Genomic DNA, 26,971 nt, shown 5'->3' on the forward strand with positions numbered 1-26,971 from the left:
GCGCAAGCAGTGTGCTGTCGACAGAAAATGTCGGCACACAGCGCGTTTGCACTTTGGCTGCTCCGCTCTATCGCTATATAGTAAAATGCACAGCGCCTGATGCTGCTCAACGCGAGGAAAAGCCGGTGTCCACACAACCCAAAGAAGCCGTGGGCGCCGCCTACAGTATCGACTCCATGCGTTTTGCCCAGGCCATGACCTGGCAAGCCATCGAACAGCTTTCCCAGCGCATCCGCCCCGGCATGCTGGAGTCCGAAGCTCGCGAGCTGGGCAAGCAGGTGCTCGCCGACCTCGACATGCAACGCATCTGGCACCCGCTGCTGGTGCGCTTCGGCGCCAACACCCTGAAGGCCTTCAACCAACGCTCCGACGGCGACCCGGTGCTGGGCGAAAACGATATCTTCTTCATCGACATGGGCGCCGTGTGGCAAGGCCACGAAGGTGATGCCGGCGCGACCTTCGCCACCGGCAACGATCCGCAAATGCTCGCCTGCGCCAGCGCCGCCAAAGAGCTGTTCGACCGCGTGCAGGCCCGCTGGAAAAACGCCAAGGTCGTCGGCCTCGAGCTGTACCGCTACGCCGAAGAACAAGCCCAGGCCATGGGCTGGCGACTCAACCTCGACATCAAGGGCCACCGCGTCAGCGATTTCCCCCACGCCGTCCATCGCGGCGGAGACCTGGGCGACTTCGAGCACTACCCGAACGCCGGGTTGTGGATCCTGGAAATCCAGATCGCCCACCCGACCAAGCCGTATGGCGCCTTCTACGAAGACTTACTCGCCTGACCCTTTAAGGAACATCCATGGACCGCTCCACCGAACACCCCGTGCTGCTGTTTTCCTACGGCACGTTGCAAGACAAAGCCGTGCAACTGGCCAACTTCGGCCGCGAGCTGACAGGCCAGCAGGACGCCATGCTCGGCTATTCGCAAAGCTGGGTCGAGATCACCAACCCAGAGGTGCTGGCAAGCAGTGGCAAGACCCATCACCCGATCGTGGCGCCGACCACCGAGCCAGGTGCCCAAGTCGAGGGCAGTGTGTTTCAGATTACCCAGCAGGAATTGGCCGCCGCCGATGCGTATGAAGTGTCGGACTACAAGCGCGTGTCGGTGGCGCTGGCGTCAGGCCTGACGGCATGGGTGTATGTACAAGCCTGAAGATGAAATTTCCGGTAAATGATTTCAATCTCACAGGCCGGAGATTAGAGTGGCGCGCCTTCGAGAATTGAATCTCGATTTTTAGCCCATGGAGTTACCCCGTGAAGTACGTCAGTAAAGTGGTTGCAGCAGCTGTTCTCGGTTTCACCCTCGCAGGCTGCACCGGCACCGCCATCAAATCCCCGCAATACGACAGCAGCCAATACACCGTTCTCGGTCACAGCGAAGCCAGCGCCACCGGCATCATGCTCTTCGGCGTCATCCCGATCGGCCAGAACAGCCGCTTCGTCCGCGCCCAGGATGCCGCAATCAAGGCAAAAGGCGGCGACGCGCTGATCAACACCCAAGTCCAGGAAAACTGGTTCTGGGCTTGGGTACTGAGCGGTTACACCACCAAGATTTCCGGTGATGTGATCAAGCTGAAAACCGCACAGTAAGCGCACGACGTGAAAAAGCCGCTTATCTCTTCGGGAGAAAGCGGCTTTTTCATGCAATAAGGCCTGATAAAAATGAAAATCTTGGTCATTGCTTCGCTGGGGCTCTTATCGCTGGCCCAAACACCCCTGGCCGTCGCGGAAAACACCAACGGGAAAAACCTCTACCTGCAACGATGCGCGATGTGTCACGGCGCAGACATCAAGGCCACAGGCCCGCTGGCGCATAAAAGCACACCTCCCACACCTGACCTCACGACCGCCGCTTTCAAGAAGCGCCTGAGTGATTATCCGGGCGTTATCGTTTCTTCGATAATACTTCGCCCTAACGGCGACTTGATCCCGAGAACGTTACGAGAGAACGGCGTAAAGCTGGCGCCGCACGCCTGGAGCATCCAGGATCTGCGTGATTTGAATCAGTACATGAGTGGCGTGATTTCGAAAGCGAGGTAATTTTCAGACGCCAGAAACCACAAACCCCCGGTTTTCTCTGGGAAAACCGGGGGTTTGTGTTTACTTAATGTGGCGGTGAAGGAGAGATTCGAGAGTACCCGCACCCGCGATCTCGCAGCCGAAGCCCCAGAATACAAGGGCTCCAGCGGTGCCGGTTGCGCGAAAGCGTTCCCACGCCATTCCCACGGACCTCAGATTGCACCGCGCTACGCGTGCGCGTCACACGTATAGGGGGCTGGAGTTCGAAATCTAGAGGGGGGAAAAAAAAAGAGTAACATAAGTAATCTTGACCATTTTTCAAGCTCAAACCATTGAAATTAAAGGGTTTTACGTTTCGACCAAAAGGTAATTTTTAAGTAATATTGAAGTAATCTGATTACTCTTTATAAATGTAATTCTCATTCTTATAAAAACCCTTTAAAAACAACAGGTTGGCAAATAATTACCTTTTCAATCACTTCTCTGTTACTCCTTCTTGTAATACCGAGCGCCACGGAACACGCGGCCTCCAGCCCATTGCCCAGACGTGATTACTGAAATTACTCTTTTTGGAGTACCCCCTCTACCTGCACAGCAACCATCCAGACCTTTCGAAGAAATACCCTTTTAGTGCAGGGTTCCGCAGGATTTCAACCTACCCACAACGCCAAGCGAGCGCCCAGCCTGAACAGCCGCGAGTGGTCCGCATGAGCGCAGAAAAAACGACCCATTTAGCCCGCAGGCGAGGTGGGGGGACGACGGCGCGCGCCGGGATAAAATGGTATCGATAGGACGGACTGCGACCATTGCTCCTGGCCCGGACCTGAATGCGTGATTGCCAGCCGAGTGGGAACAGCAGAAAGCTGTTCGGTTGCAGCAAGGCGAAGTTGTTGTTTGGTGGGGGGTTCCGTAAACTCGCCTCGCTAGGCTAGGCAGCAATAGCTGTCAAAAGCGTGGCCTTTTAGCGGGTGCTTGAGAGCAACGATGCGAACATATGAACATGCGAAAGCCACCGATCATCTCGGTCGCTATTACACGCAAAACGCAGTCAGCCAGATGCTGGTGGGGTTGCTTCCAGTGGAGATGCCTGCGTCCGTGCTAGACCTCGGTGCAGGAGAAGGCTCGCTATCTATTGCGGCATCCTCAAAATGGTCCGATGCAGCGCTAATTACTATCGATGTTGACAATGCCGCGTCTGAAATTCTATCCCGGCGTCTGCTAGAGGGAAAATTCCGCGGCAGGCATCATCATCTCCCAAGTGACGCTTTGAGCTTACGCGTCAGATCGTTGTTGAGTGCGCGTGAAATTAGCCCTCCCAGCGTGGCAGTTTGTAACCCCCCGTTTCTTGTCCCAAGATGGCGCAAGGGGTATGGCCAAATTTTGGAAGAGGCCGGTTTTAGCGGTGCACTTCCAGCTATCACATCTACCGATGCAGCAGTGATTTTTCTGGCGCAGAATCTCAGACTTCTCGCGAATGGGGGAACTCTAGGAATTATTGTGCCGGACTCTCTGGTATGCGCCGAAAAATATAAGTGCTTTCGTGCTGCCCTGTTGCATAAATATGACATTGTTCAAGCAATCCGCCTACCTAGGGGATCCTTCGTCGGCACAGATGCTCTTGCTCATATTTTAGTAATTACTAATAGCCGCCCTTCCTCAGATACTGTGCGCTTGTCCTGTTTCTCAACCACACAAGGTATTTTGGAAGAAATAAAAGTCGCACGAGACCAAGCAATACAGCGGCTTGATTACACATTTCATGCAGCAAAAACCTCCGCTAAACTCTCATCTAAAAGACTAAGCGATATCACATTAGATTTGAGGCGAGGCAACTTAAATAGCGCTCAAGTTAGAGCTAACTCAAACTTCATTCTTCATACTACGGACATCACGGACGACATGTCAGGCCAATGGATTGATTTTAAAGGGTACTCAGGCATAGACAACGAGAAAAAAGTTGTCACAGCCAGTGCAACTACTGGCGACATTATCATCGCGAGGGTTGGCCGTAATGCTGCTAAGAAAGTCATAGGCGTTGCCAACGGCCACATCCCCCTTAGCGACTGCCTTTATCGATTACGAGTAAAGCCGGAGCATCAAGAGGCGTTACTACATGAATTATCATCTCCAGCCGGACAAGTCTGGTTGGAAATGCACGCTTACGGCGTCGCTGCCAGACACATATGTAAAGGCGACCTTTTGAACTTTCCTCTGAGTTACGAATGAGATAACCGCCGTGAACGTTAATGAAAAGCTAACTCAGACTGAAGAGCAAGAAGTATCCCAGTTTTACGAGGAGCGAGCCGACCACCTCGAAGCTGAATCATTCGCGAACAACACAGTTTTAACCACAGACACAGAAGATTGGGTTAGTGCGCTGACCAGCCCAGGTGCAAAATTATTAGTTGGCCCCCGCGGTTGTGGAAAAACTCACTTAATGCGCTTTGCGTATTCCCAGTGCAAAGAAATTGATGACAAGCCCTTCTCCATATACACCAACCTAAATAGATACTACAGGCTTGAACCACTTTTAAGAAAACGGCCCGACGCTATAACCATGTTTTACACATGGATCATGTCAAATATATTTGTTGGGCTACACGATGCCTTAAAGGACTTCTCAAGCAAGGTAAGTTTCGCGATTGACACTGACACTCTCCTTGAGTTTAAGGTGGATGACGTTCGAAATCTTATAGGTACACTAGAACAGTCACGTACGTTAGGCGACGATGAAGACACCCTTGCATCGCTTCTCACTTTGGATAGAATCAAGGTTCTCATTGTCAGAGCTACAGATGCATTAGGCCGAAAAAAGTCCGTCTTACTGCTAGACGACGCTGCACTTACTTTGACTCCAGAATATTTAGCGCACTTTTTTGATATTTTTCGAGCGCTAAAATCCGCACGTATCTCTCCGAAAGCCTCGGTATATCCAGGAACTACAGAGTACGGACCAAGTTTTCACGCCGCGCATGAAGCAGATTCTGTCTTTGTGTGGAAAGCAGTCACTGATGAGAACTACCTTGCATACATGCAGCAAATTGGCAGTATGCGCTTCCCCGACTTTGAAGACATACCAGAGGATACCAAAAAGCTTTTGGCATACGCGGCTTTCGGAGTACCTAGATCGTATATGTCTTTAGCACGCAACTACAATAAACTAAGAAAAACATCCTCTACAAAAACTACAGGTCAGAGCACGCTCAACAAAGTTATAGAGGACTTTTGCTCTGAAAAAATGGTCGAATACTTAAGTTTGCGTGAAAAGAAGCCACAACTAGCGACAATAATTTCCGCCGGAGCGGAATGGTTTAACTCTGTCGTTACAGAAGTAGCGGGCGCAAGCCAAGAACTGGCCCTGAAAAAGTATCGTCAGATTTTCATTGGTATTCAGGCAGATGGTATTGATCAAAAACCCTATGTAGAACGCATGTTGCGTCTTCTACAGGAGGTCGGAATGATCTACAAGTACTCCACGGTTTCTCATGGAGATCGAGATTACTTGCGTTATGTGCCGCATCTCGCAGAGCTTCAGAGAAAACGCGCCTTTACGAACAAAGGCGCCTACTCGCCTAAGCTTTCAGTCGAAATGATTCAGCGCCCAGATTCCAAGCATCCAGTGCGACGCTCTATTGCTACAACACTCTCTGCAGGGATCCTTGAAGATTTGGGGCTAGATCTTCCCAACTGTCTCAATTGTGGTAGCAAGCGAGTCGAAGGAGCGAAATACTGTGTTTCATGTGGAGCAAAACTTACGGAGGAGTCCTCCTATGATCGCATCATGCAATCATCACTCGCTGACGTACCTGGACTAACTAATTGGCAACGTAGAAAAATCAGCCAGTCTACCTCGGTACCGAAAACCATCGGTGAGTTCTTAGCATTGCAAGATAGAGGCACAGCACTGAGGACAATCCACCGAATTGGCGAAGCTCGTGCACTGACCGTAATCAATGCCGTTGAATCCTATCTGGAAGAGTATCTTTCATAATGACTAATGATGAAGAGGTACTTTTAACAACACTCACTCCCGCCGGAGCTCCTTCCACCTCAAAACTGGATACTGCGGCGTGGTTTGATAGTGCGCACCCATACACTGAGCGCTCACCGATCGACGAATTCGTTGATAATCTCTACGCTATCAACAGGCTGTATTTGGGCGCAGACAACAGCGGTGAATACGTACCAATATTAGGATCGCTCGCGTATCTAGGTATGGTCTCAGCTGCGGAAAGCTATTTTCGCTCTCTTCTACGGCGACTAATTCTTGTAGACGACGTGTGCGCAAAAAATGCCTCCAGCCGCCTAGTGACATACGGCGCAGCTGTTCATCACGAAGCAAATCTTTTACCTGAGGCATTACTCGAAAATGCTTCTTTTGCGTCAAAGAGAAATGTCGCGGTAGAGCTAAAAACGCTATGCAGCGTCACAAAAATGACAAAGGAGGGAGGTGTCCCTCCTCAGCTTGAAACTCTTTTTGACAATTTCGAAGCCATATGCCAGATCAGGCACTGCGGAATTCATAGATTCGGAAAACTTGGTAGCCAACAAGCCTTAAAACTCGGCATGGATACACATGGACCACTGCTCGAGAAGCCTCTAAAACTAACAGTGATACAGCTACAAGATATCGCAGAGGCAATAGAAGCTCTTATCAGAGCAGTCAACTCCTATTGCTTCAACGACATAATAAGAAGAACTCACACAGCAGGACCAGGCTCTCGAGAGAAGCAACTTTATACTGAAAGCTGGCAAATGGACTTTGACGCCGACTTCACACGTTTTAAGAGTTACTACTCCATTTTTTCCGCTAGTGAAGGACCATTGAAATCATCTTTAATTGAGGATGTGTACAATGCTTTCTTGGCGTTTGCACAAGATCACGACTCAAAACCCCAAAAAAGATAAATCATTTTTCATGATATATATTCATCTGACCTAGTTTAATCAAACCGGCCTTTCTACCCCCCTCACATTGGGGACTAGGCGTTGCATGAAGTCATGTGGATGTTCGAGTGATTCAGCGCCGAGCGGGTGTTATCGCACCAGCTCGGCGCCTCGTTTCCCCCCGTGGGGAGGTCAAATTCTTTGAAGCTGACGACTTCCTCACCCAGCCACTCGTTTACCTGGGCCAGCCTCCCCTGTAACGGCTCCAGTTCGTTGACCGCCCAAACCTCAGCAGCCTCCCGCAACGAATCAAACCCGCCCGCGTTCTGCGGCACGATTCCCATCAATTGCGGCGGAATGCGTAATGCTGCGAGCAGACCGTCACGGCTGATGTTCTTGATCGAGCTGAATTCATCCTTGGCCGCCACTTCGCTGGCCGGGATAAGTTGAATGCCATCCTTCTTCCCGGCGGGCGCATATGCGGCCGCGCTGGGGTGACATTCAGATAGATCAGATTGACCACCTGGACCTGCAAGAATGGATTCAGGGGCCGCTGTCGAAACGTCTAAATACAAGACCATCTGCGACATCATAAGCAACGTGCGCCAGGTGTTCCGGCTGTACCGCACCCGGAAGAAGCTCGCCCACGATCCGACCCACGGGTTATTCGTTCGTCTGCTTAATCCAGAGGCACCGTACTCGTTCACCGTTCACCAGGGCGGAAATCAAGCAGGTCCTCGACACGAACAAGCCGCACCCAGGAGCTACTGGTGGCGCAGTTCATGATTTGGTCAGGGCCACGGGTGTCGGAGACCATCGCGCTGGCTTGGGAGGACTTCGATCTGAAACAGGGGATGGTGACTTTCAGGCGTTCCAAGGTACGCGATGCCTAGCGCGTGACCAAAACCCGGCGTTCTACGCGCAAAGTGAGTTTGCTGGAGCCGGCATGGAATGCCCTACGTAGGCTGGACGCAATCAACCAGCTTAAGACGGTGGACACTGTGGATGTCGTCGAGCGAGACAACAAGACCATCCGCAGGCACAAGCTGCACTTCGTGTTCCTGAACACAAAGCGCGGCTTGCCGCATGTCAGCGACTTTGTCGTAAGGGGCAGATTTTTCAAGACGCACTTGAAAGCGGCCAGCGTTCGTTGTCGCGGTCCTGGCCAGTGCCGACATACCTACGCCAGCCAGTTGCTCACCACAGGCGTGGCTTCAGTGGATTGGATTGCCGAGCAGTTGCGCGATACCAGCGCAAACATGATCCGACAGCACTACGGAATGTGGATCAATGAGGACGGACCGAACGTTGTTGCCATGCTACAAATCGCGCTCAACCTACAACCTATGATTAAATCCGCAAATACCAACATCCTACAATAGGAAAAATTGACCTTCTAATGACAGAGTCCACTCCATTCACGTTTTTAGCCGATTAACAATGCGCTTGAGACATATCACAAACCGACTCATATTCCCACGCTACTATCAAACTAGCTGATTAAACTTTCTACGTAATGCATCTACTACCAACATACGCTGACGAATCAGCTCTGCTGACAAACCCTGCCAGGCGGCTTTATTAGCGTCTATCTCTGTCTGAAAGAAAGTCAACCACTCATCTGCCTTCTTAGTGATGACCGGATTCCCGTTAACTTTTCCAGCGAGCTTATCTTGAATCATATGATCCATTGTAAAGCGCTTCCCTTCAGGCGTTTGAAGCGCTTGAGCGCACTCCACAACAAAATTACCTAACCGAATCTCGCCTTCAGCTACAGCCTGCAAAATATTTTCTACGGCATCAATAGTCACAAACAAAATAGTCTCGAAAGGCACCGGAACGCTACCATACTTAGCAGCCACCCTAGCTTCAAGCTCCGGATCAATAGCCCTAACTACATCCTCAGCTGAGGCAAACCAAAAATCCTCATGTGTAACAACAATGCAAGCGAAGCTTGCATTGGCATATTCTTTAGTCATTCTTAATCTATAAATACTTTCCTGGCACTGCTCTATACCTTTTATAAAGCTATCAGCCAACATTTTTTTCAGCACTTCCGGATCAAATACAGACGAGACAATATCACCAGGTTCAATGGCTTTAGATTCGAAAATAACGTTTACGTCACCAGTAGCCATGAAATCAGACATCTTACCTCTGACGACACTATTGTCTCGGCAACACTGTTTAAGGGCCTCCTCCGTATGAAAAGGGAGTCCTGAGGTCGCGAGCAGGCTACCTATATATTGCTCCATGGTAGGACCAAAAAAATCTTTATACCTCCATCCCTTAACTTTCTTAAACAAATCTGGAACTAGCATCCCAACCGATCTGGAGAACAATTTAGAATTATAAATAAAAAGATTATCGCCATCCAACAAGACTGGCTTTTTTCTGAGAGGAGTAGTTTGGAAATACTCACTCTGCTGATGCAAATCACCGTTAACCTTATGGTCCTGAAAAAAGACCGGGAGATCTTGGCTTCGAACAGCAACCAATAAAAAATATTGGATTATGCTTTTTAAGGAAATACTAGGAGTTAGAAAAAATATCATGTGATATAAATTAATTCCAACAACCCCCTTAGCACCATCCGCAACACAAACATCCAAATACAAACTGATCAAATAAAAATTTTTGAGAGACAGTCCATACAACTCTAAAAACTTCTCAGCGAACGGAGTTTCTTCACCTGAATACCAAATCATCTGTCGAGTCATGGCTTTAATATCGGGAAATATCTGCCCCTGATACCAGGCTTGCTGTAGAACCATCGGACGGACCATTAAATGCACATCACCCAACCCGATTGGGCAAGCCAAGTGCTGAATACGGAATAATCTGTTAGCAAGCACACCGAATTCAGCTTTCGACATGTCTCGGTAACCGCCACCGCACTCCTGCATGGCGATTTTTAGTAAGAACAGACAAATCCACGGCATACCACTGGCAGGGCGCTCAAGCGTTTGGGACCAGTGAAGGTGATCAATCACACACTGAAGAACAGAGTCCGGCTTATAAACACTTATCTCACGTCTTATTTTTTGTATCTGCGCGTCATATTTTTCTGCCGTCATTCTCATAGTCCCTTAAAGAAAAAACAAATGCTTAGAGGATGGGAGGCGTGCACCTATTTGGTCAGCAACACCGTTATCCCAGATACAACAGGCTTCTGGGTTCCGGATCCTTCCCCGTCGGACTCGTCATTTGGAGTCGCCGTGGCGTTCCCATGAATGTTCCCATATCGCCCTTTTTCAGACGCCAGAAACCACAAACCCCCGGTTTTCTCTGGGAAAACCGGGGGTTTGTGTTTACTTAATGTGGCGGTGAAGGAGAGATTCGAACTCTCGATACAATTTCTTGTATACACACTTTCCAGGCGTGCTCCTTAAGCCACTCGGACACTTCACCGTATCTCGTCAAACCAGTTCAGTCTGTCGAGGCGCGCTAATGTAGTCGAAAGCCTTTCTGATGGCAAAGGTTTTTTTCAGAATTTTCATGCGCTTAGACCGCTATATCGGGAGGTGCCCGGTAACGGGTGGTGATTCTGCCATTCTTGGGCATGGGCAGCACGCGTCTGGAATGGCGATTGCGCCCTGCCCTAGGCTATTGGGCGACCGGCATGCCGGAAAAGTCTGACTGGGTAGTCAGTCACGGCGCTTTACCGGGGCGGGCGTGGTGGGTAACGTCTGTGCATACGCTTCTATAAACAGCCTATCTATAACAAGTCCTACAAGGAACCGTGTCATGAGTGAGTTGATTGCTTACCACCTCGAAGACGGTATCGCGACCCTGACCTTGAGCAACGGCAAGGTGAATGCCATTTCTCCCGATGTGGTCAGTGCGTTTAATACAGCGCTGGACCAGGCCGAGAAGGACCGCGCGGTGGTGATCATCACCGGGACGCCGGGGATTTTGTCGGGTGGTTATGATTTGAAAGTGATGACGGCCGGCCCTAAAGAGGCGATCGGCCTGGTGACGTCGGGCTCGACGTTGGCCCGTCGCCTGTTGTCGCACCCGTTTCCGGTGATTGTGGCGTGCCCTGGGCATGCCGTCGCCAAGGGCGCGTTCCTGTTGTTGTCGGCGGATTACCGGATTGGTGTGGAAGGGCCGTTCAGCATTGGCCTGAATGAAGTGGCAATCGGCATGACCATGCACCACGCCGGGATCGAGTTGGCGCGGGATCGGCTGCGCAAATCCGCGTTTCATCGTTCGGTGATCAACGCCGAGATGTTCGACCCGCAAGGCGCCTTGGGCGCAGGTTTCCTCGACAAGGTGGTCGCACCGCAAGAGCTGCATGCTGCAGCGCTGGAAGCGGCCCGTCAGTTGAAGAAGCTGAATATGAACGCCCACAAGCACACCAAGTTGAAGGTGCGCAAAGCGCTGCTGGAAGCGCTGGACGATGCGATCATCCAGGACCAGGGCCATATCCTCAGCTAAAGCCTGCAGCCGCATAAAAAAGCCCGACCTTGAGTCGGGCTTTTTCTTACAGATAAATTCGAATCATCCTCAGCCGCTCTAGCCTGCCGATGTCAGCAGATGTCAGCAGATGTTGAAACATGTACTTAAACATCGCCTATCTCCACCCTCTACAGGGGTAATTGCCGAATACAGTGCACAACCGTACACTGCGCCACCTTTTGTCCCGATGGGCTGTTTCGATGCTTTTTCTGTTGCGTATGTTGTTGATGGGCCTGCACTTTATGGTCGCCGGCGTGCTGGGCATGCTGATCGGTGTCTGCCGGCCGTTCAACCCGGATAACAGCCGTTTATGTGCTCGCCTCTACGCGCTGCCAGCCATGTGGATCCTGCGCCTGAATGTGAAGACCGAGGTGGACTCGCTGCGCAACAAGCCCGGTACGTGCGTGATCATTGCCAACCACCAGTCCAACTATGACCTGTTTGTGTTCGGCACCGTGGTGCCGCACCGCACGGTGTGTATCGCCAAGAAAAGCCTCAAGTGGGTGCCGCTGTTCGGCCAGCTGTTCTGGCTGGCGGGCAATGTGCTGATTGATCGCGGCAACGCGCACAAGGCGCGCCGCGCGATGCTTACCACTACTCACACCTTGCAGCATGAGGACACGTCGATCTGGGTGTTTCCGGAAGGCACGCGCAACCTGGGCAAAGGCCTGTTGCCGTTCAAGAAAGGCGCGTTCCATATGGCGATTGCCGCCGGTGTACCAATCGTGCAGGTGTGCGTGAGCAATTACGTGACCCACATGCAGCTCAATCGCTGGAACAGCGGTGATGTGCTCATACGCTCGCTGCCGCCGATTCCTACGACAGGCCTGACTGCAGACGACATCCCGCAGTTGATGCAGGCCTGCCAGGCGCAGATGGATGAATGCATTGCAGGGATGGACCGCGAACTGCAAACCGCCTGGACACCCGCGCCTTTGTGATTTTGTGGGGCCACCCCGCCCCCCATGCTGCGGATAAAAATGCACGCTGCGCCAACGGCCACAAGGGAACGCCATTCAGGCTAAGCTGCCCAACACCTGTCCTCCCAATAAGAAGTGATCAGTATCATGGGTAGAGTTGTTGCGGCCGCTGTCTACAGCGCCGGAAAGAAAGTCACTGACATCACTCTCGACGAAGGCGCGGCCTGGGCCGCCAAACCCGACCACTTTGTGTGGATCGGCCTGGAAGAACCCAGCGCACAGGAGCTGGCCAACCTGCAACGCCAGTTCAACCTGCATGAATTGGCCATCGAAGACGCCCTGGAAAAACACAGCCGCCCCAAGCTGGAAACCTTCGGCGATGCGCTGTTTATCGTCACTTATTCACCGGTGCGCGACAACGGCAAGCTGGAGTTTATCGAGACACATATTTTTGCCGGCAACGGCTACATCATTACCGCACGCAACGGCCACTCGGCGTCCTACGGCTATGTGCGCCAGCGCTGTGAGGCGCGGCCGCTGTTGCTGGAGCATGGCGAAGATTTCGTCCTCTATGCGCTGCTCGATTTCGTCACCGAAAACTACCAGCCCGTGAGCGAGGCGATCCATGCCGAGATCGATGAGCTGGAGCGCAATGTGCTGTGCAACTCCCTCAGTGAAGTCGATATCCAGAACCTCCACGGCCTGCGCCGCGACGTGCTGCGGCTCAAGCGCTACGTGGCGCCGATGGTGGAGATCAGCCAGGAGCTGCAGAAGCTGAGCTTCCCGTTTATCGACAAGAACATGCGCCCGTATTTTCGTGATGTGCAAATCCACGTGACGCGGCAGATGGAAGATCTCACCACCCTGCGCGACATCGCCAGCCAGACCATTGAAATCGGGGTGTTGCTGGAGGCGTCGCGCCAGAGCGTGGTGCAGCGCAAGTTCGCCGCGTGGGCGGCGATTCTCGCGTTTCCCACCGCGGTGGCGGGGATTTACGGGATGAACTTCCAGAACATGCCCGAGCTGCAATGGCACTACGGCTATTTTGCCGTGCTCGGGTTTATCGCGGTGGGCTGCACCAGCCTGTGGGCCAGTTTCAAGCGCTCGGGCTGGCTTTAAACCCGGGCCTCGGGCTTGTGCGCCACAAAGCGCATCATCCATTCCGCCACGGTCACGCCGTGGTGGTCACGCTCCAGGCTGGACACACCGTTGGTGTAGACCTTTTCGCCCAGGGTCGTCTGAAGAATCTCCAGCAGTTCACGGGAATAGTCGTGGATAAACTCCGGGTGGCCTTGGAAGCACAGCACCTGGTCGCCGATGTGGTACGCGGCGAACGGGCAAAAATCGCTGGAGGCAATGACCGTGGCGTTGTCCGGCAACGTGGTGACCTGGTCCTGGTGGCTGATCAATAGCGTCAGCTCTTCCACTTCAGGGCTCATCCACGGCGCCTTGGCATCGAGTTTGTAGTCGTGGATGCCCATGCCCCAGCCCTGGCCGGCACGCTCGGTCTTGCCGCCCAGCAGCAGCGCCAGCAGTTGGTGGCCGAAGCAAATGCCGAGCAACTTGTCGCCACGCTCGTAGCGTTCGAGCAGGTACGTCTTGAGGGTCTGGATCCACGGGTCGGTACCGAAGGAGTCGGCCTTGCTGCCGGTCACCAGATAGGCGTCAAACACTTCATCGTCCGCGGGGTATTCGCCCTGCACCACGTTGTACACGACGAACTCGGCGGGAATCGGCTGCTTGGAGAACAGGCGCTTGAACATCTGCCCATACCCTTGGTATTGATCGATCAAGCCTGGACGCAGGATATCGGTTTCCAGGATACAGACGCGTAGCGACATAAAAAATACCTGACACGGTGATGGGAATAATGCACACCCCAGAGCCTGCCTTGAAATACCCTGACAAGGCAAGCCCCGCGCATACCCAAAACCGTCAGAACGTCGCGTTCTGTGCCGCTTTCTCCAGCAACAACGCCGGCGGCGAGAACCGCTCGCCATATTGCTCGGCCAGATAACGGGCGCGGGCGACAAAGTCGTTCAGGCCGTACTGGTTGATAAACTGCAACGCGCCACCGCTCCAGGCCGCAAAGCCGATGCCGAAAATCGACCCGATGTTGGCGTCGGCGGTGGACAGCAACACGCCCTCCTCCACGCAACGCACGGTTTCGATAGCCTGGATAAACAGCAAACGGTCGCGTACATCCTGTGCCGAAATCCGTTGCCCGGGCTGTTCAAAGCGGCTTTTCAATTCCGGCCAGAGATACTTCTGCCCGCCCGCCGGGTACTCGTAAAAACCGCCCCCCGCCGCTTTGCCCGCGCGCTTGTACTCGTTCACCAACAGGTCAATCACCACCGTCGCCGGATGGCTCGGCACGCTTTTACCTTCCGCCTGCAGATCCTTGGCCGCCTGCTGTCGGATATGGCTCATCAAGCTGAGAGACACTTCGTCAGATACCGCCAACGGTCCCACCGGCATCCCCGCCTTGCGCGCCTCGGTCTCGATCATGGCGGCGGCCACCCCTTCGCCAAGCATGGCGATGCCTTCATTCGTGAAAGTGCCGAACACCCGCGAGGTGAAAAAGCCGCGACTGTCGTTGACCACAATCGGGGTCTTCTTGATCTGCAGTACGAAATCGAACCCCCGGGCGAGGGTTTCGTCCGAGGTGTGCGCGCCCTTGATGATTTCTACCAGGGGCATCTTGTCCACCGGGCTGAAGAAATGCAGGCCGACAAACTTGCCTGGGTCGGGCACCGCCGTGGCCAGGCCGCTGATGGGCAAGGTCGAGGTGTTGGAGGCGATCACCGCTTCGGCACCGACCACCTGTTGCGCAGCCGCAGAAACCCTGGCCTTGAGTTCGCGGTCTTCGAACACGGCTTCGATAATCAGGTCGCAACCGGCCAGGTCGGCGTCATCCTGCGTAGGATGAATGCGCGCGAGGGTGCTTTCGCGCTGATCCGGGGTCAGTTGCCCACGGCTGACCTTCTTGTCCAATAACGCCGCCGAATGCGCCTTGCCCTTGTCGGCCGCCGCCTGGTTGATGTCCTTGAGCACCACCTCAATGCCGGCGCAAGCACTGACATAGGCGATGCCTGCGCCCATCATCCCGGCGCCGAGCACGCCGACTTTGCGCGTCACATAAGGCGCAAAGCCCTCGGGTCGGGAACGACCGGCGTTGATCTCATTGAGCTGGAACCAGAAGGTGCCGATCATGTTTTTCGCCACCTGCCCGGTGACCAGCTCGGTGAAATAGCGGGTTTCGATCAGGTGCGCGGTGTCGAAATCCACCTGGGCGCCCTCGACGGCGGCGCAGAGGATTTTCTCCGGAGCCGGGAAGCAGCCCTGGGTCTTGCTGCGCAAAATCGACGGCGCTATTGCCAGCATCTGCGCAACCTTGGGGTTCGACGGCGTGCCGCCTGGAAGCTGATAGCCCTTGGTGTCCCACGGCTGCCTGGCCTCTGGATTAGCCAGAATCCACGCGCGGGATTTAGCCAGCAGCTCATCGCGGTTCAGCGCCAGCGCCTGGATCAAACCAGCCTGCAACGCCTGTTGTGGGCGGACTTTCTTGCCTTCCAGCAGATACGGCAGGGCTTTTTCCAGGCCGAGCATACGCACCATGCGCACCACCCCGCCGCCGCCCGGCAGCAGGCCGAGAGTCACCTCCGGCAAGCCGAGCTGCACCGATTTGTCATCCAGCGCGACGCGGTAGTGGCACGCCAGGCAAATCTCCCAGCCGCCGCCCAACGCGGCGCCATTGATCGCGGCGACCAGCGGTTTGCCCAGGGTTTCCAGGCGTCGCAGTTGCGCCTTCAGCACCCGCACGCCGTCGTAGAAATCCTTGGCGTGGGCCTTGTCGACCTTGATCAGTTCATTGAGGTCGCCGCCGGCAAAAAAGGTTTTCTTTGCCGAGGTGATGATCACGCCGGCAATCTGCTCCTTTTCCGCTTCCAGGCGCGTGACGGTGGCCGCCATGGCCTCGCGATACACGCCGTTCATGGTGTTGGCACTCTGGCCGGGCATATCGAGGGTCAGCACCACGATCTGGTCCTGGCCTTTTTCGTAACGAATGGCTTCGGTCATGACAAATTCCTTCGGCTCAGAGGCGTTCGATAATGGTGGCGATGCCCATGCCACCGCCCACGCACAGGGTGGCCAGGCCGTAACGTTGCTGGCGCGCCTCCAGTTCGTCGAGCAGGGTGCCGAGGATCGCGCAACCGGTGGCGCCCAGCGGATGGCCCATGGCGATGGAGCCGCCGTTGACGTTGACCCGCGCGGGGTCGATGCGCATGTCCTTGATGAACTTGAGCACGACAGACGCAAACGCTTCGTTGACTTCAAACAGGTCGATGTCTTCAACGCGCAAACCCGCCTTGGCCAGGGCCTTGCGGGTAGCCGGCGCCGGGCCGGTGAGCATGATGGTCGGATCGGTGCTGGTCACCGCCGTGGCGATGATTCGCGCCCGCGGCTGCAGGCCCAGCTCGCGCCCCTTGGCCTCGGAGCCGATCAACATCAGCGTAGCGCCGTCGACAATCCCGGAGCTATTGCCCGGCGTGTGCACATGGTGAATGCGCTCCACATGGCTGTAGACCCGCAGCGCGGTCGCGTCGAAGCCCATCTGGCCCATCATTTCGAAGCTCGGCTTGAGCTTGCCGAGGCCTTCAAGGGTGGAGTCACCGCGGATAAATTCATCCTGGTCGAGCAGCACAATGCCGTTCTGGTCCTGCACTGCGATCAGCGACTTGCTGAAGGAACCGTCGGCGCGCGCCCTGGCTGCTTTCTGCTGGGACTGCAGGGCAAAGGTATCGACGTCCTCGCGCGTGAAGCCCTCGAGGGTGGCAATCAGGTCGGCGCCGATGCCCTGGGGCGTGAAGTGGCTGTGCATATTGGTGTGCGGATCGAGTACCCAGGCGCCGCCATCACTGCCCATGGGCACGCGGGACATGGACTCGACGCCGCCGACCACCACCAGGTCCTCAAAGCCGGAACGCACTTTCATCGCGCCGAGGTTGACCGCTTCCAGGCCCGAGGCGCAGAAGCGGTTGACCTGCACGCCGGCGACGCTGACGGCCCAGTCCGCGACGAGCGCGGCGGTCTTGGCGATGTCCGCGCCCTGGTCCCCCACGGGCGTGACGCAGCCGAGCACGATGTCATCCACCTGGTGCGTGTCGAGGTCGCTGCGTTGCGCCAGCGCTGTCAGCAGACCGGCCACCAGGTCGACCGGTTTGACACTGTACAAGGCACCATCGGCCTTGCCTTTGCCCCGGGGCGTGCGTATCGCATCAAAGATCAAAGCTTGGGTCATGACATCCTCGAACCGCTGTGCATGTGTGCCCCTACCTTAGGCCCGATTGACACGGTTTCAATGACGGATGCGCTCATTGCTTTTGACCACCACGCTCGGACGAACGGTAGGCTTACGCGCGTATTGCTTGATTAATCGTTTTAGCTGTCTAGCCAAGGCATTGGCGCCAAGATGGCGATAGGCCTCATAGCGTTTTAAGCTGAAATCCTGATTAGCTGATATTAAATGGATCTAAGCCACGCAGAACGAGGGCTCTAAGGTTCAATCAGTAGGAAGTTGCTGCCGGGTTTTGCTGGAGCAACTGTAAGAAAAGCGACACGTCATAACGGCATAGTAGATTTTACCGGCACGCATTTGACGCTCAGGAATAACAACAAAAGGCAGTCAGCCATGTTCAAACATTCGAAAGTACGTCAGGCGGGACTTATTCTTTTCGCCACCACACTGATTCTGATCCTGCCCAACCTGACCAAGGTCATTGGGTGACCACTCACTCCCCACATTCCGTGCACACACAGCACCAGGACTGCAGTTTTTGGCAGCACCTGCCGGGACATTGCGTATAGCGGTCCTGTTGCAGGCGCTGCCGTTTTGCGTGCGAATTTGCGATATCGTGAGCCCCATCGTCCCCTCGCATCGGGCTTATCCGTTGAAATTGATTCTCGCCCTTCTCGCCTTGTTCATTGCCGTACCTGCCACGGCAGCCTCGTTGAGCATCGAACTCGACCACACGCGCAAGACCTGGCAGACCGCCGACCTGCTCAAGCATCCGGACGCGCAGACCGTGCAGATCGTCGACGACGTGTCCTACAAGCGCAATATGACTTATCGCGCGGTACCGCTGGCCGTGCTCCTACCGGGTCTCACGCCTGAAGCTCATCTGCAAGCCGTTGCCCTGGATGGGTTTGCCGCCGAACTGGCGGCGGCGCCGTTGCTGCAAACTCGCGGCGCCCGCGCCTGGCTGGCCGTGGAAGACCCGGCTCACCCCTGGCCCGCGCTGGCCGACGGCAAGCCGAGTGCGGGGCCGTTCTACCTGGTGTGGACCGATCCGCAAGCCGGGCATATCAGCCCTGAGCAATGGCCGTTCCAGATCTCCACAATCAAACAGTTGAAGACGGTGGCCGAGCGCTTCCCCGCGCTGCTGCCCGACCCGGCGCTGGCCGCGAATGACCCGGTCAATCAGGGCTTCGCGTTGTTCCAGAAAAACTGCCTGGCCTGCCATCGCCTCAATGGCGCCGGCGATGCGCAGGTGGGGCCGGACCTGAATATTCCCTACAACCCCACCGAGTATTTCGGCGCCGACTTCCTCAAGCGTTATATCCGCGACCCACAGAGCCTGCGGCATTGGCCACAGGCAAAGATGCCAGCATTCGCCGCCAGCGTGTTGCCAGACAGCGAGTTGGATTTATTGGTGGGTTATTTGAAGCATATGGCGGGGCGTAAGCAGCAGCCGTGAATGCTGGGTGATGGGTAGGTGGGCTTGTTCTGGCAACTGAGTTGGCTGTGGTAACTGAAATTGTTGTGTCAACCTAGCTTGTTGTGGCGAGCGGGCTTGCCCCGCGTTGGGCTGCGCAGCAGCCCCGATAAAGCAGAATGCACGGTGTCAGGCACTCCTCAGTGCAGGGTTTTAGGGCTGCTGCGCAGCCCAACGCGGGGCAAGCCCGCTCACCACAACAAGCCGCTCACGACAACAAGCCCACTCACCACAACAAGCCCGCCTGCCACAACAAGCCCGCTCACCACAAACATCAGCAGCAGAGCTTCGAGCAGTCGTTTACTGCTGCTGGACGGAAATCACCGGCGTCGGCGCAACGAACACCTTGGCATGCATCTGCTCATGCCCGCCGCCACGGCGCATGCCGCGCACCGGGCAGGCGTCGAGGTAGTCCAGGCCCACCGCGAGTTTTAAGTGCCGCTCCGGCCGGGTCAGTTGGTTGGTCACATCAAAGCTGTACCAGGCGTCATCCAGCCAGGCTTCGGCCCAGGCGTGGCTGGCCAGGTGCGCGGTGTCTTCGGTGTACAAATATCCCGACACATAACGCGCAGGAATCCCCAGGCTGCGCGCGCAGGCCAGGAACGCGTGGGTGTGGTCCTGGCACACACCCGCATGCCCTGCAAAGGCCTGGGCGGCGCAGGTGTCGACTTCGGTGGAGCCCGGCGTGTAGACCATCGCCTGGTGCAGGGCGTGCATCAGGTCGATCAGCGCCGTACGATCGCGGCGCTGATGGCAATGCTGTTGCGCAAAACCGCGCAAGGCCTCGTCGGGCTCGGTCAGACGTGTGCAACGCAGGAATGGGAAGGCCGACTGGCTCTCATGTTCGGCCTCGCGCAGTTCGTCGATATCCACCTGGCCACGGGCGCCGATGATGATGGCGTCGTGGGGTTCGTCCAGGGTCAGCACATGCAGGATGTTGCCGAACGGGTCCACCTGCGCACGCACTGGACGTGGCAGGTCCAACTGCCAGCTGAGCACATGCTGGCGCTCGCTGTCGTGGGGCGTGAGGCGCAGGTACTGGATGCTGTTGCGCACCTGGTCTTCATAGCGGTAGGTGGTTTCGTGGCTGATGGAGAGTCTCATGCGGCCTCCAGGTAGGAACTGTAGATGGCGTCGCCGAGTTGGCGGACCAGGGGAATAAAGTCGGTCAGCCAGGCGTGCAGGCCTTCCTCGAGAATCTCATCGATAGCGGTAAAGCGCAGGCGCGCGTCCATTTCGGCGGCCAGGCGCTGGGCCGGGCGGCCGTTGAGACCGGGCAGGCTGGCGAGGATCTGGTCGATCTCTTCGCTGCAGGCGCGCAGCGAACGCGGGACATCGGCACGCAACAGCAGCAGTTCCGCGACTTGCCGCGCGCCGGGGGCGTCGCGGTAAATCTCGGTGTAGGCCTCGAACGACGACAACGCGCGCAGCAAGGCACTCCACTGATAGTAGGCGTGGGCCGTGCCGTCGGTGACAGCTTCGGCGCGGTCGCCGGCCATTTCATAACGTGCATCGAGCAGGCGCAGGGTGTTGTCGGCACGCTCGATAAACGTCCCCAGGCGAATAAACCGGAAGGCATCGTTACGCATGATGGTGCCGTAGGTCGCCCCGCGAAACAGGTGGGAGCGCTCCTTGACCCATTCGCAGAACCGGCTCATGCCGTAGCGGCTCAAGCCCTGCTGGGCGATATCGCGAATATCCAGCCAGGTCGCGTTGATGTTTTCCCACATGTCCGCAGTAATTCGCCCACGCACGGCATGGGCGCTGGCCCGCGCAGAGCCCAGGCAACTGTAGATGCTCGCCGGGTTGGCCGCGTCGAGGGCGAAGAAATGCAGCAGGTGTTCGGCGTGCAGTTCGCCGTGACGCTCGCGGTAATCTTCCAGCGTGCCGGTGATCAACAGCGGCATGGCCAATTCGTGCAGGCCATCGCCGCGCCCATCCTGGGGCATCAACGACAGCGAATAGCTGACATCGAGCATGCGCGCGAGGTTTTCCGCACGCTCCAGGTAGCGCGACATCCAGTACAAATCCGAGGCAGTTCTACTCAACATAATTCAATCCTCGACCACCCAGGTGTCTTTGGTGCCGCCACCCTGGGACGAGTTGACCACCAACGACCCTTCGCGCAACGCCACGCGGGTCAGCCCGCCAGGCACCACGCGGGTTTCCTTGCCGGACAGCACGAATGGGCGCAGGTCGATATGACGCGGGGCGATGCCGTTGTCGACGAAGGTCGGGCAGGTGGACAAACACAGGGTCGGCTGGGCGATATAGGCGTGGGGCTTGGCCTTGATGCGTGCGCGAAAGGCTTCGATTTCAGCCGCCGTCGAAGCCGGGCCGACCAACATGCCGTAGCCGCCGGAACCTTGGGTTTCCTTGACGACCAGGTCCGGCAGGTTGGCCAGCACGTGGGATAATTCGTCGGGCTTACGGCATTGGAAGGTAGGCACGTTCTGCAGGATGGGTTCCTCATCCAGGTAAAAACGGATCATCTCGGGGACGAAGGGATACACCGACTTGTCATCCGCCACTCCGGTGCCAATCGCGTTGGCCAGCACCACATTGCCCAAGCGATACGCGGCGAGCAGGCCGGGCACGCCGAGCATGGAGTCCGGGTTGAACGCCAGCGGGTCGAGGAACGCATCGTCGAGGCGGCGATAGATCACATCGACGGCCTTGGGGCCGTCGGTGGTGCGCATGAACACACGGTCATCACGCACGAACAGGTCGGCGCCCTCCACCAGCTCCACCCCCATTTCGCGGGCCAGGAAAGCGTGTTCAAAGAACGCGCTGTTGAAGCGGCCCGGGGTCAGCACCACCACACTGGGGTTATCCAGGGGGCTGGAGCTTTTCAGGGTATCGAGCAGCAGGTTGGGGTAATGATCGATGGGTGCGATGCGCTGGGCGGCGAACAGTTCGGGGAACAGGCGCATCATCATCTTGCGGTCTTCGAGCATGTAGCTGACGCCGCTCGGTGTACGCAAGTTGTCTTCGAGAACGTAGTAAGTGCCGTCGCCATCGCGTACGAGGTCGACCCCGGAGATGTGGGAATACAGGTCGCGGTGCAGGTTCAGCCCCTGCATCGCCAGTTGGTATTGCTCGTTGGCCAGCACCTGCTCGGCGGGGATGATGCCGGCCTTGATGATGCGTTGCTCGTGGTACAGGTCGGCGAGAAACATGTTCAGCGCCTTGACCCGCTGGATACAGCCGCGCTCGACCATCCGCCATTCGCTGGCGGGAATACTGCGCGGGATGGTGTCGAAGGGAATCAGGCGCTCGGTGCCCTGCTCGTCGCCGTACAGGGTGAAGGTGATCCCGGCGCGGTGAAACAGCAAATCGGCTTCGCGCCGGCGTTGGGCCAGCAGTTCAACAGGGGTATCAGCCAACCAGCGGGCGAACTCGCGGTAATGGGGGCGAACCTGCCCTGCCCCGTCGTACATTTCGTCGTAATAAGTGCGGATCATGCCGAACTCCTTGTCACCCGGACGCTTGAACCTTCGCAAGGCCCGTGCCAGCGGCATAAACACTTAAAAATCAGTGCGTTGAATAACCAAAGGGATCTGCTCGCACCGTCCTGGTGCGCAGAATGCCCCGCGCACAGGCGCACGCTTCATCGCAATGCGCGCTTTGGCTATCAACAGCATAGTCAGAGTTGATTTCACTGCCCGTTCGCGCTTGCGGATAATCGCAACCATCTGCTGAACAGGGTGCGTCCTACCGCTTCAGCGCAACGCTCTTCCCTTTAGGCCACCCTGCTCGGGTGGCTTTTTTTTGGCTGGAGAAATGCTGTGTAGGTGGGGTGATAGTGAGGTTGCCGAACCGGACAGCGATTAGGGCTGGCCACAAACAAAATCGGCCGACCCGAAGGTCAGCCGATACGCTGTGTTTCTCATACTGCTACATGGGTAACCCACGCACCTCCTGCTTGACGCCCCATCCCTCGATGATGCCGCCCAGAGGCTCGACCACCGCCTCGAAGTCCTGCTCGAAGTCTCCTATGCCGTCGTAGGTTGCAAACATGATTTTGCTCAGTTCCAGGTACCAGGCGCCATCGTCGCGCGCGCTGACCTGGGCATTCAGGGATTCCCCACGAAATTCACCCGCAGCCCTGCGCGCCCGTTCCTCATCCGGGAATATGGCGTAGAACTCAATGGGGTGGAAACGCGAGAAGTCGAAGCCGCCTTCTTTCATGCGGCGCAGAACGTTGGTGCTGATGTCTTCTTGATAGGCTGTGCTCATGAAAAGTGCTCCTCGAATTGATGGATAGACTTTCCGTGCTTCCCGAAGCCCACGCCGTACTGGCGTGGGAGCTACGGCAAAAACATCACCGCTGGAAAACAAGCATGTAGCTGACAAGACCAGACCTTAGCGATTCGTTCGCTGATCTCACTTGCAGAGTAGCGCGAAGCTATCACCTCCACCAGAGGCGCTTTAAGTGTGTACAGGGAATATTCAGGCGGCGGGAGAGATGTCGAGGATCTGGATACTGTTCTGGTCTTTGAGGATCTTGACCGTAGGCTCAGGCTTGCGGCCCTCCAGGTCATTGAGGTCCAGTTCAGCGGCGATGGGCACCAGTTTGTTGCGAATCATGTGTGCCGCATCTTCGAGGCTGGGCTTCTGATCGCAGGTGAACTGCTCGACGGATTGAACGCCGTGATCATCAACGAAGGTAATCTGCCACTTTTGCATCGGTGCCTCCTCGATAAAACCCGTGTGTGGGCTTACCACTATCTGGACCTTGAGGGTTCGCCAAACGTTCCACTCAAGTCAGGAGGCACCGGATCAACTGCGCTTATTTTTCAGCGTGTTCTTTCAAGGCTTTCAAGGTGTTGAACGGCGCGTCCACCACAAACTTGTTGGCCAACCACGACGGCACGCTGCCACCTGGCTCGGTGTGCACCTGGTAAGTGACTTCGGTCTGGTTGTCGCCTTTTGGCACGAGTTTCCAGAAGCCATCGACCTGGGCAACCCGTACGTAGCCTTTTTCTTCAGGCTTGTAGGTCGGGACGCCCTCGAGCTTACGGGTCAGCGTGCCGTCGGCCGCCTTGGTCGTGGTGATATGCAGGTAGGAATCGCGGTCCGTCACGGGGAACGGGGCCTTGAATTGGGTGTAGGTCCAGCTCTCGTCGCCTTTCTTGTCTACCAGCTTCTGGGACTTGCACTCGTGGATCCAGGCACAGGCACCGGCCACGTCTTCCTGCAGGGCGACGATTTTGGCCACGGGCGCCTTGATCACGGTCACACCGCGATAGGCCTTGTACTTGGAGCCGGCAATTTCGCTCAGGGACACTTTGATACCGTCTTCGTCCTTGGCGACTTGCCAATCCTCAGCCTGGGCAGTGGCAGCAAACACCAGCGTAAAACCGCACAACACAGCCATTCGTTTCAGCGAACCCATTGTTGTATTCCTTATTGTTGAAGTTCCGATAGTAAAGCCCATCAAGCCGCCGTCATCTGCTCCCACCAGCCGATCAACCGGATTGCATCGGCCTGGTCGGTGCCGCAGACCTCGATATCGGCCTTGAAATCACTGCACACCGCCGGGCGTTCCGGCCGGCCGAACAGCTGGCATAGCTGTTCGACCGACAGGTGCAGGCAGCGTTCGCCGGCCGGTTTGCCGTGTGGCATGCCCGGTAATGGCGAACTGATGGAGGGGGCGATGCAGCACGCGCCACAGCCTTCACGGCATTTCATGACCAAAAGGTCCTCGACGACTCAATGTGGATGGCCGGGCTAGAGTACGCCCTTAAACAGCCGTTTTAAAATGGTCTAACAGGGGTTTTTCGCAGAAAACAAAAGTGACTGACCAGTCTGCGACAGATGGTCGAGGGGTGACGTCACGTTAGGGCGAAAAGTTTATTGCTTGAACTCGAACTCCAAGGCCGCGCCTTCAACATCGCGGCGCTCTTCGTTGCGCAGTTGCAGTTTCATTTCATTGCTGAGCAGGCGCCCGTTGATCTGGAAGGCACTGTTGTCAGTGGGCTTGTCACCAAACATCGGCGGCAGCAGCGGTACGCTTTTGGGCTTGGGCATGGTGCCCAGGGGCTGCAGGTGCCGGACCATGTCCGTAGGCAGTGTCAGGTCCAACTGTGCCGGTGCCAGTTGGGTTTGGGCGACTTCGCGGGCCGATTTTGACTTGCTCGCTACCGGTGCACGCTTTTTCACCGTGGCGGCTTTTTTCTTGGTCGCGGCGGCTTTTTGCGCCGGTGCCGGTTTTTTCGCAGGCGTTTTCTGCTGGTTGCTGGCGGCGGGCTGGGCGTCAGTCACAGGCATGGCCGCCAGCACGGGGCTGACGTTACACAGGCTTAACAGGCCAATCACCAAAGCAGCACGAACAATTGAGGTCATATCGCCTACAGCATTAACGGCAGAGGGCCATATGCTCGCTTGTTGTGCGCGGCATGACAAGCGCGGTGATTAGCCAGCTATCGGAGTTGTCCCCAATACGCCGCTCAAAAGCCGGCTGCCGTCTCCTGGCACAACTGGCTGGCCAGCATCCCCAACGTCATCAGCGCCCTCTCTGCCTCGCGGTTCCACGGCGTGCCGCAATTGAGGCGGATGCAGTGGTTGAACTGCTCGGTATTGCTGAAGATCAACCCCGGCGCAATGCTGATGCCCTGTTGCAGGGCACGCACGTGCAGTTCCTGGGTATTGACCCGTCCGGGCAAACTGACCCACAGGATGAAGCCGCCGGTCGGGCGGGTCATCTGGGTGCCTTCCGGGAAATACTGCTGCACCGCCAGCTGGAAAGCGCTGAGGTTCTTGCGGTATTCCTGGCGGATGTAGCGCAGGTGGCGGTCGTAGCCACCGTTCTCGAGGTACGCCGCCACCCCCATCTGGGTCACGCTGCAGGCGGAATGGGTACTGAACATCTGCAGGCGCTGGATTTCCTGCTGGTATTTGCCGGCGATCATCCAACCAATGCGCACCCCTGGCGACAATGTCTTGGAAAAGCTCGAGCAGTAGATGACCCGGTCGAGGCGGTCATAGGCCTTGAGGGCCTTGGTGCGACCGAGTTCGAACATCAACTCGCCGTAGATATCATCCTCGACAATCTGGATATCGAAGTCCGAGGCCAGTCGCAGCAATTGTTTCTGTCGCTCCTCGGGCATGGTGCCGCCCAGGGGATTGCTCAGGCGCGTGGTCAACACCAGGGCTTTGATCGACCATTGGTTGGCCGCCAATTGCAGGGCTTCCAGGCTCATGCCGGTGGACGGGTCACTGGGGATCTCGATGACCTTGAGGCCGAGCAGGTCGGCCAGTTGCAGCAAGCCATAGTAGGTCGGTGATTCGGCGGCAATCAGGTCGCCTGGGCGTGTGAGCACGCGCAGCGACATCTGCAACGCATCCACGCAACCGTGGGTGATCACCACCTCGGAAGGGTCCACCACCACACCGGCGTCGCGCATGCGAATCGCCACTTGGCGGCGCAACGGCTCGAAACCCGGGCTGAACATGTAGCTGAACGCACGCGGGCTCTGGAAGCGGGTGACCTTGGCCAGCTGCTGGTGCAGCGCGCGGACCGGCAAGTAGTCGACACTCGGCACGGCGGCGCCCAGCGGAAACACGCCTTCACGGCGCGACTCGCCCAATACCTGCTGGATAATGCTGCTGCGGGTGACCAACCCGGGACGCTCGACACGGGCAATGTCCGGCGTCGGCGCCGTCAGCGCCGGCGTCTGGTGCACGTAGTAGCCCGATTGCGGCCGCGCCCGGATCAGCCCCTGGTCTTCCAGGTTGGCGTAGGCCTGCAACACCGTGGCATGGCTGACGTTGAGCTGGGAGCTCATCTTGCGCACCGAAGGCACGCGCTCACCCGGTTGATAGACACCGCGCCGGATGTCCTCAGCCAGTTGCTGGGCGATACGTTGGTAAAGCAACAGATTGGTCATGACGCAGCACTCG

Annotated in this window: 24 protein-coding genes, 1 tRNA gene and 2 pseudogenes; 12 read left to right on the forward strand and 15 right to left on the reverse strand. The window is 56.5% G+C overall.

What is annotated here, in order from left to right; translation table 11 throughout:
• Positions 1-125: 125 nt before the first annotated feature.
• The 7 genes from AC07SI_RS25795 (at position 126) to AC07SI_RS25825 (ending at position 6,930) form a co-directional block, all read left to right on the forward strand.
• Positions 126-785, forward strand: a complete 660-nt coding sequence (locus AC07SI_RS25795) for a M24 family metallopeptidase (protein WP_106802921.1) — start codon at positions 126-128, stop codon at positions 783-785.
• A 17-nt stretch (positions 786-802) separates the two neighbouring features.
• Positions 803-1,156 carry a gamma-glutamylcyclotransferase family protein gene (locus AC07SI_RS25800; RefSeq protein WP_495006762.1) on the forward strand — a complete coding sequence of 118 codons (354 nt, stop codon included), beginning with the start codon at positions 803-805 and terminating at the stop codon, positions 1,154-1,156.
• 101 nt (positions 1,157-1,257) lie between these two features.
• Positions 1,258-1,593, forward strand: coding sequence for a hypothetical protein (locus tag AC07SI_RS25805; protein WP_065909457.1), 336 nt, complete (start codon positions 1,258-1,260; stop codon positions 1,591-1,593).
• Positions 1,594-1,665: 72 nt separating this feature from the next.
• A complete protein-coding gene (locus AC07SI_RS25810; protein WP_495006763.1) occupies positions 1,666-2,043 on the forward strand; it encodes a c-type cytochrome in 378 nt (125 codons plus the stop codon).
• Between the two features lie 963 nt (positions 2,044-3,006).
• Positions 3,007-4,248, forward strand: coding sequence for an N-6 DNA methylase (locus AC07SI_RS25815; RefSeq protein WP_495006764.1), 1,242 nt, complete (start codon positions 3,007-3,009; stop codon positions 4,246-4,248).
• 10 nt (positions 4,249-4,258) lie between these two features.
• Positions 4,259-6,013, forward strand: coding sequence for an ORC-CDC6 family AAA ATPase (locus AC07SI_RS25820; protein WP_495006765.1), 1,755 nt, complete (start codon positions 4,259-4,261; stop codon positions 6,011-6,013).
• Complete coding sequence (locus tag AC07SI_RS25825; RefSeq protein ID WP_495006766.1) at positions 6,013-6,930, forward strand: hypothetical protein; 918 nt, start codon at positions 6,013-6,015, stop codon at positions 6,928-6,930. The genes AC07SI_RS25820 and AC07SI_RS25825 overlap by 1 nt, the downstream gene beginning before the upstream one ends.
• A 158-nt stretch (positions 6,931-7,088) precedes the next feature.
• Here the strand turns inward: AC07SI_RS25825 and AC07SI_RS25830 are convergent.
• Positions 7,089-7,388: pseudogene (locus tag AC07SI_RS25830) on the reverse strand (phage portal protein); the annotation flags it as partial.
• Here AC07SI_RS25830 and AC07SI_RS25835 point away from each other — a divergent pair.
• Positions 7,385-8,291, forward strand: a pseudogene (locus AC07SI_RS25835) (tyrosine-type recombinase/integrase); the annotation flags it as partial. The pseudogenes AC07SI_RS25830 and AC07SI_RS25835 sit on opposite strands and share 4 nt — an antisense overlap.
• Positions 8,292-8,396: 105 nt before the next feature.
• Here the strand turns inward: AC07SI_RS25835 and gapS1 are convergent.
• A complete protein-coding gene (gene gapS1, locus AC07SI_RS25840) occupies positions 8,397-9,986 on the reverse strand; it encodes a GapS1 family protein (RefSeq protein ID WP_495006767.1) in 1,590 nt (529 codons plus the stop codon).
• 244 nt (positions 9,987-10,230) lie between these two features.
• A tRNA-Ser gene (locus AC07SI_RS25845) sits at positions 10,231-10,320 on the reverse strand.
• Positions 10,321-10,656: 336 nt separating this feature from the next.
• Between AC07SI_RS25845 and AC07SI_RS25850 the strand changes: the two genes are divergently transcribed.
• The 3 genes from AC07SI_RS25850 to AC07SI_RS25860 all read left to right on the forward strand — a co-directional run bounded on the left by AC07SI_RS25850 (position 10,657) and on the right by AC07SI_RS25860 (position 13,409).
• Entirely contained in the window at positions 10,657-11,349 is a 693-nt protein-coding gene (locus AC07SI_RS25850; RefSeq protein WP_201145717.1) for a crotonase/enoyl-CoA hydratase family protein, read from the forward strand.
• A 221-nt stretch (positions 11,350-11,570) separates the two neighbouring features.
• On the forward strand, positions 11,571-12,311 hold the full coding sequence (locus AC07SI_RS25855) for a lysophospholipid acyltransferase family protein (RefSeq protein ID WP_495006768.1): 741 nt from the start codon (positions 11,571-11,573) through the stop codon (positions 12,309-12,311).
• A 126-nt stretch (positions 12,312-12,437) separates the two neighbouring features.
• Positions 12,438-13,409 (forward strand): magnesium and cobalt transport protein CorA, encoded by a 972-nt coding sequence (locus AC07SI_RS25860; RefSeq protein WP_065909380.1) that lies wholly within the window; start codon positions 12,438-12,440, stop codon positions 13,407-13,409.
• Here AC07SI_RS25860 and AC07SI_RS25865 read toward each other — a convergent pair.
• The 3 genes from AC07SI_RS25865 to AC07SI_RS25875 form a co-directional block, all read right to left on the reverse strand.
• Positions 13,406-14,131: an amidotransferase gene (locus tag AC07SI_RS25865; protein ID WP_065909379.1), complete on the reverse strand. Its 726-nt coding sequence runs from the start codon at positions 14,129-14,131 to the stop codon at positions 13,406-13,408. The genes AC07SI_RS25860 and AC07SI_RS25865 overlap by 4 nt on opposite strands.
• A gap of 94 nt (positions 14,132-14,225) precedes the next feature.
• Complete coding sequence (locus tag AC07SI_RS25870) at positions 14,226-16,370, reverse strand: 3-hydroxyacyl-CoA dehydrogenase NAD-binding domain-containing protein (RefSeq protein ID WP_495006769.1); 2,145 nt, start codon at positions 16,368-16,370, stop codon at positions 14,226-14,228.
• 16 nt (positions 16,371-16,386) lie between these two features.
• Positions 16,387-17,592, reverse strand: coding sequence for an acetyl-CoA C-acetyltransferase (locus AC07SI_RS25875; protein WP_495006770.1), 1,206 nt, complete (start codon positions 17,590-17,592; stop codon positions 16,387-16,389).
• A gap of 649 nt (positions 17,593-18,241) precedes the next feature.
• Here AC07SI_RS25875 and AC07SI_RS25880 point away from each other — a divergent pair.
• Positions 18,242-19,048: a c-type cytochrome gene (locus tag AC07SI_RS25880; RefSeq protein WP_065909373.1), complete on the forward strand. Its 807-nt coding sequence runs from the start codon at positions 18,242-18,244 to the stop codon at positions 19,046-19,048.
• A gap of 318 nt (positions 19,049-19,366) precedes the next feature.
• Here AC07SI_RS25880 and AC07SI_RS25885 read toward each other — a convergent pair whose 3' ends face one another.
• From AC07SI_RS25885 to AC07SI_RS25925, 9 genes are all read right to left on the reverse strand, one after another.
• Positions 19,367-20,170 carry a transglutaminase family protein gene (locus AC07SI_RS25885; protein WP_495006771.1) on the reverse strand — a complete coding sequence of 268 codons (804 nt, stop codon included), beginning with the start codon at positions 20,168-20,170 and terminating at the stop codon, positions 19,367-19,369.
• Positions 20,167-21,117, reverse strand: coding sequence for an alpha-E domain-containing protein (locus AC07SI_RS25890; protein ID WP_282397955.1), 951 nt, complete (start codon positions 21,115-21,117; stop codon positions 20,167-20,169). The genes AC07SI_RS25885 and AC07SI_RS25890 overlap by 4 nt, the downstream gene beginning before the upstream one ends.
• 3 nt (positions 21,118-21,120) lie before the next feature.
• Positions 21,121-22,530 (reverse strand): circularly permuted type 2 ATP-grasp protein, encoded by a 1,410-nt coding sequence (locus AC07SI_RS25895; RefSeq protein ID WP_120449513.1) that lies wholly within the window; start codon positions 22,528-22,530, stop codon positions 21,121-21,123.
• A 433-nt stretch (positions 22,531-22,963) separates the two neighbouring features.
• Positions 22,964-23,305 (reverse strand): ribonuclease E inhibitor RraB, encoded by a 342-nt coding sequence (locus AC07SI_RS25900; protein ID WP_015885395.1) that lies wholly within the window; start codon positions 23,303-23,305, stop codon positions 22,964-22,966.
• 213 nt (positions 23,306-23,518) lie between these two features.
• Entirely contained in the window at positions 23,519-23,755 is a 237-nt protein-coding gene (locus AC07SI_RS25905) for a hypothetical protein (protein WP_065909365.1), read from the reverse strand.
• Between the two features lie 103 nt (positions 23,756-23,858).
• A complete protein-coding gene (locus AC07SI_RS25910) occupies positions 23,859-24,464 on the reverse strand; it encodes an START domain-containing protein (protein ID WP_065909364.1) in 606 nt (201 codons plus the stop codon).
• Positions 24,465-24,505: 41 nt separating this feature from the next.
• Complete coding sequence (locus AC07SI_RS25915) at positions 24,506-24,760, reverse strand: YkgJ family cysteine cluster protein (RefSeq protein ID WP_065909363.1); 255 nt, start codon at positions 24,758-24,760, stop codon at positions 24,506-24,508.
• A 162-nt stretch (positions 24,761-24,922) separates the two neighbouring features.
• Entirely contained in the window at positions 24,923-25,414 is a 492-nt protein-coding gene (locus tag AC07SI_RS25920) for a translation initiation factor 2 (protein ID WP_495006772.1), read from the reverse strand.
• Between the two features lie 104 nt (positions 25,415-25,518).
• Positions 25,519-26,958: an aminotransferase-like domain-containing protein gene (locus tag AC07SI_RS25925; protein WP_017527404.1), complete on the reverse strand. Its 1,440-nt coding sequence runs from the start codon at positions 26,956-26,958 to the stop codon at positions 25,519-25,521.
• Positions 26,959-26,971 lie beyond the last annotated feature (13 nt).

This window comes from Pseudomonas sp. GW821-FHT05D12 (genome assembly GCF_059419825.1).

Bases quoted from the DNA above. Each gene is read 5' to 3' on its own strand.
- AC07SI_RS25800 (WP_495006762.1), top strand. From the start codon at position 803: ATGGACCGCTCCACCGAACACCCCGTGCTGCTGTTTTCCTACGGCACG.
- AC07SI_RS25810 (WP_495006763.1), top strand. From the start codon at position 1,666: ATGAAAATCTTGGTCATTGCTTCGCTGGGGCTCTTATCGCTGGCCCAA.
- AC07SI_RS25815 (WP_495006764.1), top strand. From the start codon at position 3,007: ATGCGAACATATGAACATGCGAAAGCCACCGATCATCTCGGTCGCTAT.
- AC07SI_RS25825 (WP_495006766.1), top strand. From the start codon at position 6,013: ATGACTAATGATGAAGAGGTACTTTTAACAACACTCACTCCCGCCGGA.
- gapS1 (WP_495006767.1), bottom strand. From the start codon at position 9,986: ATGACGGCAGAAAAATATGACGCGCAGATACAAAAAATAAGACGTGAG.
- AC07SI_RS25850 (WP_201145717.1), top strand. From the start codon at position 10,657: ATGAGTGAGTTGATTGCTTACCACCTCGAAGACGGTATCGCGACCCTG.
- AC07SI_RS25855 (WP_495006768.1), top strand. From the start codon at position 11,571: ATGCTTTTTCTGTTGCGTATGTTGTTGATGGGCCTGCACTTTATGGTC.
- AC07SI_RS25860 (WP_065909380.1), top strand. From the start codon at position 12,438: ATGGGTAGAGTTGTTGCGGCCGCTGTCTACAGCGCCGGAAAGAAAGTC.
- AC07SI_RS25865 (WP_065909379.1), bottom strand. From the start codon at position 14,131: ATGTCGCTACGCGTCTGTATCCTGGAAACCGATATCCTGCGTCCAGGC.
- AC07SI_RS25870 (WP_495006769.1), bottom strand. From the start codon at position 16,370: ATGACCGAAGCCATTCGTTACGAAAAAGGCCAGGACCAGATCGTGGTG.
- AC07SI_RS25875 (WP_495006770.1), bottom strand. From the start codon at position 17,592: ATGACCCAAGCTTTGATCTTTGATGCGATACGCACGCCCCGGGGCAAA.
- AC07SI_RS25885 (WP_495006771.1), bottom strand. From the start codon at position 20,170: ATGAGACTCTCCATCAGCCACGAAACCACCTACCGCTATGAAGACCAG.
- AC07SI_RS25890 (WP_282397955.1), bottom strand. From the start codon at position 21,117: ATGTTGAGTAGAACTGCCTCGGATTTGTACTGGATGTCGCGCTACCTG.
- AC07SI_RS25895 (WP_120449513.1), bottom strand. From the start codon at position 22,530: ATGATCCGCACTTATTACGACGAAATGTACGACGGGGCAGGGCAGGTT.
- AC07SI_RS25900 (WP_015885395.1), bottom strand. From the start codon at position 23,305: ATGAGCACAGCCTATCAAGAAGACATCAGCACCAACGTTCTGCGCCGC.
- AC07SI_RS25905 (WP_065909365.1), bottom strand. From the start codon at position 23,755: ATGCAAAAGTGGCAGATTACCTTCGTTGATGATCACGGCGTTCAATCC.
- AC07SI_RS25910 (WP_065909364.1), bottom strand. From the start codon at position 24,464: ATGGGTTCGCTGAAACGAATGGCTGTGTTGTGCGGTTTTACGCTGGTG.
- AC07SI_RS25915 (WP_065909363.1), bottom strand. From the start codon at position 24,760: ATGAAATGCCGTGAAGGCTGTGGCGCGTGCTGCATCGCCCCCTCCATC.
- AC07SI_RS25920 (WP_495006772.1), bottom strand. From the start codon at position 25,414: ATGACCTCAATTGTTCGTGCTGCTTTGGTGATTGGCCTGTTAAGCCTG.
- AC07SI_RS25925 (WP_017527404.1), bottom strand. From the start codon at position 26,958: ATGACCAATCTGTTGCTTTACCAACGTATCGCCCAGCAACTGGCTGAG.